The 11,951-nt window shown below is 63.5% G+C and carries 4 protein-coding genes; all 4 read right to left on the reverse strand.

The genetic code is table 11. From position 1 onward, the window contains the following. Nucleotides 1-186 precede the first annotated feature (186 nt). Nucleotides 187-1,308, reverse strand: coding sequence for a peptide chain release factor 2 (prfB, locus tag ABIZ35_RS06845; protein ID WP_348219134.1), 1,122 nt, complete (start codon nucleotides 1,306-1,308; stop codon nucleotides 187-189). Nucleotides 1,309-1,451: 143 nt separating this feature from the next. Further along, the gene (locus tag ABIZ35_RS06850) at nucleotides 1,452-2,147 is read right to left on the reverse strand and encodes a prepilin-type N-terminal cleavage/methylation domain-containing protein (protein WP_348219135.1); all 696 of its coding nucleotides are present in this window, start codon (nucleotides 2,145-2,147) and stop codon (nucleotides 1,452-1,454) included. Nucleotides 2,148-2,194: 47 nt separating this feature from the next. Further along, the gene (locus ABIZ35_RS06855; protein ID WP_348219136.1) at nucleotides 2,195-2,683 is read right to left on the reverse strand and encodes a hypothetical protein; all 489 of its coding nucleotides are present in this window, start codon (nucleotides 2,681-2,683) and stop codon (nucleotides 2,195-2,197) included. A gap of 326 nt (nucleotides 2,684-3,009) precedes the next feature. Beyond that, nucleotides 3,010-11,910: a glucoamylase family protein gene (locus ABIZ35_RS06860; protein WP_348219137.1), complete on the reverse strand. Its 8,901-nt coding sequence runs from the start codon at nucleotides 11,908-11,910 to the stop codon at nucleotides 3,010-3,012. Between the last annotated feature and the right edge of the window lie 41 nt (nucleotides 11,911-11,951).

Raw genomic sequence — 11,951 nt, forward strand, 5'->3', positions numbered from 1 at the left:
GTTGTTCTTCACGGTCTCTCCATGGCTTGCGTTCGGCCCTCATCCCCCGGCCCCTTCTCCCAATTCTGGGAGAAGGGGAGCCAGAGTTTTTGAGTTATTAGATCAGAAATTCTAATCCAAAATCCCATTCCTAATCGGACTCCCCCTCTCCCAGAATTGGGAGAGGGGGCCGGGGGGTGAGGGCCGCTAATCTTCCACCTGATGCCGCTGGGCGTGCTGCCAGCGCAGATAGGCGTCGATGAAATCGTCGAACTCGCCGTTCATCACACGCAGGATGTCGCCGGTCTCGTGGCCGGTGCGGACATCTTTGACGAGCGTGTAGGGCTGGAAGACGTAGTTGCGGATCTGCGATCCGAACTCGATCCCCCGGCGCTCGCCGCGCAGTTCGTCGATGCTCGCTTTGTTTTCCTGGCGCGCCAGCTCCAAAAGCTTGGCTTTGAGGACCTTGGTGGCGAAGGCTTCGTTCTGTGTCTGGCTCCGCTCATTCTGGCAGCTCACGACGATGCCTGTCGGAAGGTGCGTGAGGCGTACGGCCGAGCTGGTCTTGTTGACGTGCTGGCCGCCGGCGCCCGACGCGCGGTAGACGTCGCGCCGAATGTCTTTATCTGGGATCTCAACTTCGCCGACTTCGGCCACTTCCGGAACGACGTCCACGGAGGCGAACGATGTCTGGCGCTTATTGTTGGCGTTGAAGGGAGACAGGCGCACTAAGCGGTGGACGCCGCGCTCGCCCTGCAAAAGCCCGTAGGCGCTTTTGCCTTCGATGCGCAGGGTGCTGCTCTTGATGCCGGCCACGTCGCCTTCGACTTCATCGACGATCTCGACTTTATAGCCGTTGCTTTCCGCCCAGCGCAGGTACATGCGCAGCAGCATGGAGGCCCAGTCGTTCGCCTCGTCGCCGCCCGCGCCCGCGTTGATTTCCAGCAGGGCCGGCGCGGCGTCGTGCGGACCCGACAGCAGGGTGTCGATTTCGAGTTTGTCCAGCGTTTGCGTGACGCCGGCAAGCTCCGCGCTCGCCTCGGCTTCGTAGGCTTCCGGATCGTCTTCGAGCTGCGCCAGCTCCAGCAGCGTACCGACATCTTCCAGACGCTTGCGGACCGCCTGCCAGGGCGCGATGCTTTCCTTGATCGCGTTCAGCCGCTGCATCTTCTCCTGCGCGGACGAGGGATCGTCCCAGAAGCCTTCCTCAGCGGTCATCGCCTCCAGCTCCGCCGCCTGCGCCCGCTTGCCTTCGATATCCATCGGTCCGCTCAGCTGTTCCAGCCGCGCGCCGATCTGCTCGCTTGTTTTGACGACGTCGTCGATCAATGGGTTCCTTGCTCCGGTGTTAAGGGGCCGGACGGGGAGAGAAGCCCGTCCGGCGGCAATGTTAATCTCCCTATATTTTACCGAATGGGGGCCGCTTTTTGTTCTGCCTCCGTCCGCAGGACTGAACGGAGGCGGATATTGGCTTACTGCCTCGGATCGAACGCCCCCTCATAGATATTCCGGGATGGATCCTGGAACCAGAGCTGCGACCAGCGGCCCCACTTTGCGTGACCGTCGGCGTAGACGTTGTTCATGCCGCCCTGATGCCGCGTGATCGCCAGTTCCAGTGTCTGGTTTTTTGCCGTGTCGAATTGGCTGGCGCTTGGGCCGCCTGCCCTTTCGGGATCGGCGGTCCAGAGAAACGGATGGAAGTGGTCGCCCGTCTTATTCGTGGCGCTTTCGCTCACATAGATCACGCTGGCCGGCGTTTGGATGGAGGACAGCGATGTGTACTTCAGCGTCCCGGCAAGCCAGTCGTTCAGATAGTAAGACGAAAGGCGCGTCACCACAGCCGGCGCGATCGGGACGTCCCAGTTCGTGCTCTGGTCGCTGGGGCATCGATAGATCTGCGTGTTTTTGAGATACGGCTGCATCGTATAGACCCAGGAAACCGGCCGCCCAGAGTCCGTCGAAAGCGGCAGGCATTCCTCGTTGTCCTGGGCGTATTGCATAAACGCCAGACCGATCTGGCGGCAGTTTGAGAGACAGGCTGTGGCGCGCGCTTTTTCGCGCGCCTGGGCGAAGACGGGGAATAGAATCGCGGCGAGAATCGAGATGATCGCGATGACGACGAGCAGCTCGATCAGCGTGAAGCCACGCCGTCGTGTGAAAGCAGACATAAAAAGACTCCTTGTGATATCTCAAAGATAACGAGCGCGTAAATGGGTTATTCCAAAGACGCGACGGAACAAGGAGGCTTCTCCAGAGGGGAGACAGAGCGTGTGAGAACGGCGTCGCGTCGGATTGCCGACGCCAGTGAAATGGGGGAGAAACGCGGTGTGTAAACGTGCGTCGGCAGGGTGGCCGGCGGCCAGGATTCCTGGGAAGTGAGCGTGGCGGCGATCTCGCCGTGCGGAGGCGCTGAAAGGCACATACACGTCATGGCGGCCGGAGCGCCTGTTGGCATCACAGGGCAGCACTTCATGCGCTTGCCCATTTTTCCATGACAGCAGGGGCAATTGGCCGGCATCGCAGCCATGGGTTTCTCGGCGGCTTGCGGCGTTTTCGAAAGGACGCTTGCCGCGCGTGCGGCTGAGGCGTGTGTATGGGAAGCGCCTCGCGGATTGCAAAGCCCGCTGGAGGCGCTGAGAACCATCAGGCTCCAGAGGAGCCCCCAAAGCAGGCAAAGCCGGCGATGTCGGCGGAAGAAGGACATAAGCGCGAAGTCATTCTACCGTGATTTAGGCAATTTGGAACTTGTTTGACGTAATCCCCATCCCCTCAACTCGCTGAGGCTCGTTTTTCCCCTTTCCCTGCTTTGGCCCTTCGGGCGGGAAAGGGGATGTTCATCACTGCGGTCCGCACGAGGGTGACGAGTTCTACGAAGAGTTTTCAAATCTGGCTCTTCCAACACTACGTAACTCTCGTGCGGTGCATAATTACGAACGCCCCCTTTCCCGCCCGGAGGGCCAAAGCAGGGAAAGGGGGAGGCCGAAGCTTGCTTCGGCGGGGGGATGGGGCGCAAAGGCAGAAGTTGCCCAGCTACCCCATCACCACCCGCACTCCGTGCGACTGACCGTCGTCGCTCAGCGGAATGCGGCCGTCGGCTTGGACCTGGCCGTCTACCTCCACGCGTGTTACCCCTGTGTTCACGCCGTTCGGGTTCTCGATGTTGATGTCATACGTGCTGCTCTTGTGCCGGTAGGTGATCTTGAACTGCTTCCAGTCTTTGGGGACCACGGGACTGAGCGTCAGAGCGTCCGGGCGCAGGTGGAAGCCGAGGACTTCCTCCAGCCAGACGCGGTACATCCAGCCGGCGGAACCCGTGTACCAGGTCCAGCCGCCGCGGCCGGCTTTGCCGGCGAGGGAGTAGATGTCGGCGGCCACGACGTATGGCTCGACCTTGTAGTGCTGGACATCCTCGGGAGTGCGAGCGTGCTCCACCGGGTTCATCAGGCGCAGGATCTCCACGGCCTGGTCGCCGTCGCCGAGGCGCGCGAAGGCGAGCGGCACCCAGAGCGAGCCGTGGGTGTACTGGCCGCCGTTTTCACGAACGCCGGGCAGATAGCCCTTGATGTAGCCGGGGTCCTTGGGTGACTTGTCGAAGGGCGGCGTGAAGAGCAGCACCATCTTGTCGTCGCGTTTGACCAGGTTGTCCAGGACACTCTGCATCGCCTGCTTGGCGCGCTGCGGATCGCCCGCGCCGGAGATGACGGCCCAGGACTGCGGGAGCGAATCGATTTTCGCCTCTTTGTCCTGCGCGGATCCGAGCGGCGAGCCGTCGTCGAAGTAGGCGCGGCGGTACCAGGCGCCGTCCCAGGCGCCGGCGTCGACCGCAGTCGCGAGGGTCGCGGCGGCGGCGTCATGCTCGTCGGCTTCCGTCGCCACGCCCTGGCCGCGCAGCATCGTGGCGAACTCGTGGAGGACCACGATCAGGAACCAGGCGAGCCAGACGCTTTCGCCCTTGCCGCCGATGCCGACGCGGTTCATACCGTCGTTCCAGTCGCCGGCCCCGATCAATGGCAGATCGTGCGGTCCATGGGTCAGGCCCTTTTGAATGGCGCGGCGGCAGTGCTCCAGCACCGTCGCCGTTTGTTCGGAGACACCTGGCGGGAAGTACGCCTCGTGCTCGTCGGGGCCGAGAAGGCGGCCGTCCAGGAAGGGGACGACTTCGTCGAGCACGCTCGTGTCGCCGGTGATCTTGACATAATGCGCGGCGACCAGGGGAAGCCAGAGCAGGTCGTCCGTGATCTGCGTGCGGACGCCCGCGCCGCCCGGCGGATGCCACCAGTGCTGGACGTCGCCTTCCGGGAACTGACGGGAGGCCGAGCGTACGATCTGCGCGCGTGTCATTGCCGGATCGGAGTAAACCATCGCCATGGCGTCCTGCAACTGGTCGCGGAAGCCGAAGGCGCCTCCGCTCTGATAGAACGCCGAGCGGCCCCAGATGCGGCAGCTCAGGTCCTGGTAGACCAGCCATCGGTTGAGCAGGAAGTTGACCGCGAGATCGGGCGTCTCCACCTGGATGGTTCCGAGGTATCGATCCCAAAGCTGGCGGGTCGCTTGAAGCAGGGCTTCGGCCTGCGACGCCGAGCGCAGCCGCTGCGCCAGCGAGCGCGCCTCGGCTAGGCTTTCGGCCTGTCCGACGGTAAAGATGACTTCGGTCATCTGCCCCGGCTCGAGTTCAATGGACGTCTGCAGCGCCGCGCAGGGGTCGAGACCGGCGCCGGCGCGGCCGGAAAGCGACCCGCCGCGCATTCCGGCGGGGCCGGCGGTCGAGCCGTTGCGTCCTAAGAACTCAGTGCGGTCGCCCGTATATGACGAAGCCGCCGGGGAGATCGACGCGAAGGCGATCCGGGAAGCGAAGTCCGGATGGTAGTGGTTGCGCGCCGTGATCATGCGCCCTTCCGGATCCCAGTCCGTCACGATGTGCAGCTGCGTGTCCTCACGCTCCACGCCCATATCCCATTCGGCGTAGCCCGTCACCGTCAGCCGTCGCCGCCGTGAAGACCGATTGGTCAGCTTCAGACGATGGACCAGGACGGGGAGGCCGTCGTTGTCGTGCGTGGGAACGAACAGCGTCATCTCCTGGACGATCGCGTGGCTGTTGTGCTCGAAGACCGTGTAACCCTGGCCGTGGCGAGTGCGATACGGATCGCGCTCGCGGATCGGCGCCGCTGTCGGCGTCCAGAAGATGCCCAGGTCCTCATCCCGAATATATACCGCCATCGAGACTGGATCTGAGACGGGGTCGTTGGACCACGGGGTCAATTTATTGCTCTGGCTGTTGCCGCTCCAGCAGTAGCCGCCGCCCGACTCGGTGACGAGCGCGCCGAAGTTCGGGTTCGCCATGACGTTGGACCATGGCGCGGGCGTCACATCGTCGGGGCCGAGATAGATCGCGTACTCATGGCCGTCCTGCGTGAAGCCGCCCAGGCCATTGAAGTAGGGCAGCTCCATGAACGGCAGCGGCGGAGATGGCTCCTCCGCGCCGGGCCGTCCGGTCGGACCGGTGGGCGCGGGCAGGGCGGGACGGATCGGGACGCTGATCTGCTGGCTCAGCGATCCGCGCGCCGCGACTAAGACGACACGCGCGATGGTTAAGATAAGCGTCAGGTCTTCCTCGCCGATGGAGGCCGCCGGGCGCAGGAACACGCCGCCGGGCTGATCGATCCCGGTGTACTCCGTGTGGGCCTGGATCAGGCGCCGCAGCTGTTCCTGAAGCGGCTGCTCGTAGCTCGACGACTCTTGATTTAAGATGACCAGATCGCACTTGAAGCCGTGCACGCGCCAGTAAGTATGCGCCTGGAGCGTTTCGCGGACCATGTCCAGATCGTTGGTGTCGGCGATGGTCACGACGATAGTCGGCAGGTCGCCCGAGATCCCCTGCGCCCAGAGGCGCGACTGGCCCAGGATGTTGCGCCGCAGACGCTCGGCCGGCGGCCGCAGGGCTTTGTTCGGATAGAGCATATGGCCGGCGAGCTGCTGGAAGCGCAGAACATCTGTCCCTTGCAATCGTAAGTGCCGCAGCTCCAGCTGGGCATGGGTCCAGGCCATCTCCATGGCGCGTGCCGTGGCGCCGATGCTTCGGTACTTATCTACGAGGGCCACGGCTTCGTCGTGCCGCGTGGCCGCGATCGTTACGAAGGAGACATGGGCGCGTTCGCCCGGCTCCAGGGTGATATGTTTGCGCAGGGAGAACACGGGGTCCAAAACCGGTCCTTGCGTTCCCGTCAGCTTGCCGTGCAGGGCGGCCGGATCGGCGGGCGTGCGGCCTCGCCCCAGGAACACCGAGCGGTCGGTCTCGAACTCGGTCGGTTTGGTGGCCTCGCGATTGGCGGCGACGACGTGAGCGGCCCATACAGGCTCTTCATTGGACGAACGTGGCCGGCGCCATGCGAGCAGGCCATCCAGATCTTCCAAAGCCTCTGTCTGGATGAACAGTTTGTTGAAGGCCGGATGCGCGCGGTCGGCGGCGTGCGGCGCCAGGGAAAGCTCGGCGTAACTCGTCAGCTCGATTTGACGCGGGCGCGACGATTTGTTGATGACCGTGATGCGCCGGATCTCGGCGTTGTCCTCGGGGGAGACGACGATCTCCGTGACGGTTTCGATCCCGAACTCACGCCGTCTGAACTCAGCCTTGTCCGGTGAGAAGAGGGCGCTGAAGCGCTGGGCGGCGCCGTTGGTCGGCTGGTAGGTCGTGGACCAGAATGCGCCGCTTTCGGTGTCGCGGATGTAGCAGAACTGGCCGTAGGAATCGCGGGTGGCGTCGGCGCGCCATCGGCTGATCTCGGTGTCGTCGATCTTGCTGTAGCCGCCGCCGGCGTTGGTCACCATGACCGAGTAATGCCCGTTGGAGAGCAGGCTGACCTGCGGCGTCGCCGTGTCCGGAGTATCGATCGTGCCGGTGGCGTGCTGCGCGGCGATCGGCTCCAGGCGCGGCTGCGGGATGGCTTCTCGCGCGCTGGTCAGGGGGATGGAGCCGGAGGGAATACGCTCAAAGAGCAGTGATTCGACGGCGCGGACGCGCGGATCGGAATGGAACCGCTCCTGCATGATGTTGCCATTCAAGACATTGTCGATCGCGATGAACATCATGCCCTGATGGTGCGCCATATAACAGGCGACAACCACGCCGCGCTCGCCCTTAGGACCGCGCTGGCGGGTGAAGTCGATGGATTCATAGAAGCCATAATCCCCGCGTAGGCTCGTTTGAGGCAGGGCGGCCATGCGGCGCAGGTTGCGCACGGCGCCGGGCGGGTCGACCGTGAGGGCGAGGCCGGTGGCGTAGGGCGCCACGACAAGGTCATCTTCCAGGCCGCGCTTCAGGCCCATGCCGGGCACGCCAAAGGCGTAATATTGGTAAATCTGGCGCGCGTCGAGCGCGCTATAAGCCGCTTCGGAAATACCCCATGGGATGCCGCGACGGCGCGCATAGTCCCGCTGCGTCGCAACCGCGTCTTTGCAGGCGCTGTCGAGTAGCGAGTTCTGATAGGTGCGCGTCACGAGCGTCGGCATCAGATACTCAAACATGGTGCCGCTCCACGATTGGAGCACGCGCCGGCCATGCACGGACTTGAAAGTGCGGCCGAGCGCCCACCAGTGCTCCACGGGAATATCGCCGCGCGCGATGGCGGCGAAGCTGCCAAGGCGCGCTTCGCTGGCGAGCAGGTCATAGTAGGAGTTGTCCAGACGGCGTTCACTGACGCTGTAGCCGATCGAGAACACGCGGCGCTCGGGGACATACAGGAAGCGCATGTTCATGCCGTCGGACAGCGCCTTCATCGAGTCGATCGATTTCTGCGCTTTGCCGATCTGTTCGCCGGCATGCCACTGCGCCTGTGCGGAGGATTCGTGCAGACGGTCCAGCCATTCCGAGAGCTGCGGTGAAAGCCGCAGTTCGTCCTTGCGGCCGTGCAGCGAGGTCAGCACGGAGAGGCCGGGAACGGCGCCCGTGGCGATCATATACAGCGAAGGAGTGGCGGCCAGCGCCTGGCGGCGCCATTCGTGGGCGTCGGGGCTGAGCGTAATCAGGCCTTCCAGCGGCGGCTGCGCGAGCACTTCCACCCATCGGAGATAGCGATCGACGATCTCATTCCAGGCGTTGATCTGCGCGCGCACCTGCACGCCCCAATACCGGGCGCTTTCGCTCACGGTGGGGAGGCGCTCGGCGTTTCGGGCGACCTCTTCTCCGAGCGGCTTCAGATCGCGCAGGCGCTCGACTTGCTCCTGAATGCCGCCCCAGCGCGCCGCGAGATGCGATTCGATCTTCGCCGTCTGCACGGCCCAGCGCTCGGCGCTCTTTTCCTGGCTTTCCACACCCTCGCGCATCAGGCCGAGGCTGTCCGCAATTCCAAGCAGCCCTTCGGGACGCAGCAGAGGGCCATTCAGAAGATCGGGAACCGCGCGGTCCATCGCCCAAAGATGTCCGAGCAGATTGCCGCTGTCCACCATCGAGACGTATTCGGGCTTGAGCGTGTCGAGCGTGGTGGTATCGTACCAGTTGAGCAGATGCCCCTCGTACTTCTCCATCTTATCGATCGTCGCCATCGTTTCGTCAAGGCGATCGATCAGACTGTCGATTGTAATATATCCAAAGTCGTGCGCGGAGACATCGGCCAGCAGCAGCAGGCCGATATTGGTCGGCGACGTGCGATTGGCGACCTCATGGCGCACGAACTCCTGATAGTTGTCCGGCGGAAGCCAGTTGGTCTGCGGGCCGACAAATTCATCGAAGAACCGCCACGTCTGCCGCGCGACCCGCCGCAAATACGTTTTGTCGGCGGCGAGCAGAGGCCGGGTTTCCTGGGTCGGCGTGCGCGTGTTGAGCAGCGCGACGACCAGGGGGAAGATCGTCCAGAGCAGCAAAAAGATCGGCGCTGAATCCACATGCTTCAAATGCCATTCCGCTATCACAAGGGAGATGGCAATGGCCGCTAAAGAGTACCAGGAGAGCTTGCCGATGAAGCGCGTCTGCTTGTCCTTGGCCTTGTTCTGCGCTTCCTGCGCCGTCGTCCACTCCAGCAAGTGTTTGTGGGTGACGTGGCGCCGCCACCACACGCGGACGATGGCGTCGGCGGCCAGTATCGCCTGATGCGGCGTAAAGGACGTATTGACGAGGGTGCGCTGCCCGGTCAGTTCTAAGTCGGCCCAGGGGATGAAGGCGTTGCCGATTGGAGTGGTGAACAGCGTGACGATCTGAAGCGCAAAGGGCAGCAGGAAGACGGCGAGCACCGGCAGCGCCCAGATCGTGGAGACCGGCGAAAAGAGCCAGGCCAGCACGAGCAGCAGCGTCATGAATAGCGGCATCAGACTGCGCCGCAGGTTATCGAAGATCTTCCAACGGTTCATCAGCGGCAGGGGATTGCGTACGCGCGTCCCGTCGCCGTACGGCACGGTGGGGAAAATCCAGTCCGTGATCTGCCAGTCGCCGCGCACCCATCGGTGCTGCCGGCCGGCGTAAGTATGGTAATCCTCCGGAAATAGGTCGAATAGCTCGATGTCCGACGCCAGCCCCACGCGCACATGGCTGCCTTCGATCAGGTCATGGCTGAGCAGATGGTTCTCGGGGAAACGCCCGGACAGCACGCTATGGAAGGCGTGCAGGTCGTAGATGCCTTTGCCATGGTAGCTCGCCTCGCCCGTCAGGTCTTGATAGACATCGGAGATGGCGTGCGTGTACGGGTCCGTCCCAGTGGGATCGGTGAAGATCTGTGAGAACAGCGTGGCTGTTGCGCTCGGCAGGCTGGTGCTGACGCGAGGCTGCAGGATGCCATAACCGCGCACGACATGGCTGCGGTCCTGCGCGATCACCGGCCGGTTTAATGGGTGAGCGAGAGTCTCGATCATGCGACGGGCGGTATTGGCGGGAAGCTGAGTGTCGGCGTCGAGCGTGATGACGAACTTGATCCCCTCCAGCAGAACGGGATCGCCTACGCGCAGGAGGCCGTCCGGCCGCTCCTCAGGATGGGCGGCGAGGTAGGCGTTGAGCTCTTCGAGCTTGCCCCGCTTGCGCTCCCATCCAATCCATTTCCCTTCGCCGTCGTTCCACTTGCGCTCGCGGGCAAACAGAAAGAAGCGGCCTTCGCCGTAACGTTCATCCAGCTGACGGATGCCGTTGGCGGCCACATCCAGCCGCTCGGCGTCTTCGGGCATGTGCTGATGCGGCGCGTCGGCGTAATCCGCCACCAGGGCGTAGCGTAGATTAGCGTCCGTGTTGGCGAGATAGCGGATCTCCAGCCGCTCCACTTCCTTGCGGATCGAGGCCGGGGTGAGCAGCATCATCGGCACGACGACCAGGGTGCGGAACTCGTCCGGAATCCCCGTTTCCTCGAACCAGAGCTTGGGAAGCGGCTTCGGCGGGATCATCCGTGTGACGAGATAATTGATTGCCTGGACTGCGACTTCGCTCGCCGGCAGCAGAGCGAAGATCGTGAGGATGATCAGAAACAGCGCATCCTGGCCGCCTTCGCGCGCTTCATGGATCACGCCGCCCAGGATCAGAAGGGTCAAGACGGCGACCCCGCCCAGATAAACGAGAACATGGTTTTTGCGTACGGCGCGCAGCAGGCGCAGGGGGAATTTCGGCGTCGCCTTGAGCGCCGCCTCCAGCTCGGTCCTGCCTTGATCGACGAGCCAGTAGCCGATATGGCGCTCCAGCCCTCCCGGAGCGTCTGCGGCGAGCGCGACGACTTTGTCGGCGATATCGAACTCGGTGTGCTCGCTGCACTTATGGATGATCTCGATTTCGTGACGGTACGAGTCGCGCGTCGTGAAGTCCATGCCGGCGTAAACGCCGGCCGGGTCTTCGGTCAGCGTCTTATGGATCGCGGAGCAGCGCTCAAAGATATCACGCCAGTCGAGATGGGAGAGGGCGCGCAGGGTGGTGATCGCATTGCCGAGCGACACCTGCTCGGCGGTCTGCTCGCGCTGGTCCTGCTGGATCGCTTCCGTCAGGCTGGACTTCAGCTTGCGCTCCAGCCACCCATGGACCGGGGCGAGCGCCGCTTCTTCATCGTAAAGGTGTCCGAGCAATTGGTCCGCGAAGTGCGCGCTGGGATTGGGAATGCGCTCTGCAAGATCGGAGACCATATTGAGAAGTCTGTCCGGATCGTTGCGCGCCGCCGTGCGCAGGCGGTTGGCCCAGAAGTCGGCAAGAATGCGCTCGCGCTGACGACGGCGCACGTGCACCGTCAGCGAACGCAGGGCTTCGATCAGCCGCAGGCGCATCAGCAGCGGCAGCGCCCAGAGTTCGGCCATGGTGATCGGCGTGACAGTTTGATACGACTCGAGGAAGTTCAGGATGTCGCCCTGATCGACATGGGCGTCGGCCTCCGCGATCATTTCGGCGGCGATTCCGTAGGCGCGCGGCAGGCCTGACTGTGGACCGCTGGCCAGAATGGGCAGTTCTCGGTGAAATTTGGGGCCGAAGTTGCGCCGAATATCATCAATGTGCTCCTGAATGATATAAGTGTTGTCCAGCAGCCACTCGGCGGCGAGCGACACGGACTCATGCTGCTTGACGGCCTCGTTCAATTCGATGCCAACGGCGTGCAGGTAAGATTCGCTCTCATTCAGACGCTGATAGAGCGGTTTAGAGGAAGTCGGCGTATTGCTGAGTTGATGGACGGCGGCGGTGACGAGGCCGATCTCGATTCCCAGCCGCTCCGAGGCCGGCCGCGCGGGTCGCAGCAGGATTTCGGGGCGCTCTTTGAGCTCCCGTCCGGCGCTTGGGAAGGAGAAGGTGACGGGCTGCCCGCTCGTGACTTGCCGCAGCAGCGTCATCGCCTGTGCGATGTCGGCCGGCGTGGTCTGCACCACGATCGCCGTTTCGCCGCGCGTGATGACGCGCCGACCATGCGCCAGCAGCGCGGGGGAAATTCCCAGCCGCACGAAGCGCGCCAGTATCCAGCCCAAGATCCCGCCAGCGAGTACGAAGCTCAACAGCAGGATCAGGGGGCCGAACCGTCCGGGGGCAATAGCGG

Source organism: Capsulimonas sp. (assembly GCF_039929585.1).
Classification (GTDB): Bacteria; Armatimonadota; Armatimonadia; order Armatimonadales; family Capsulimonadaceae; genus Capsulimonas.

Bases quoted from the DNA above. Each gene is read 5' to 3' on its own strand.
- ABIZ35_RS06850 (WP_348219135.1), bottom strand. From the start codon at position 2,147: ATGTCTGCTTTCACACGACGGCGTGGCTTCACGCTGATCGAGCTGCTC.
- ABIZ35_RS06855 (WP_348219136.1), bottom strand. From the start codon at position 2,683: ATGTCCTTCTTCCGCCGACATCGCCGGCTTTGCCTGCTTTGGGGGCTC.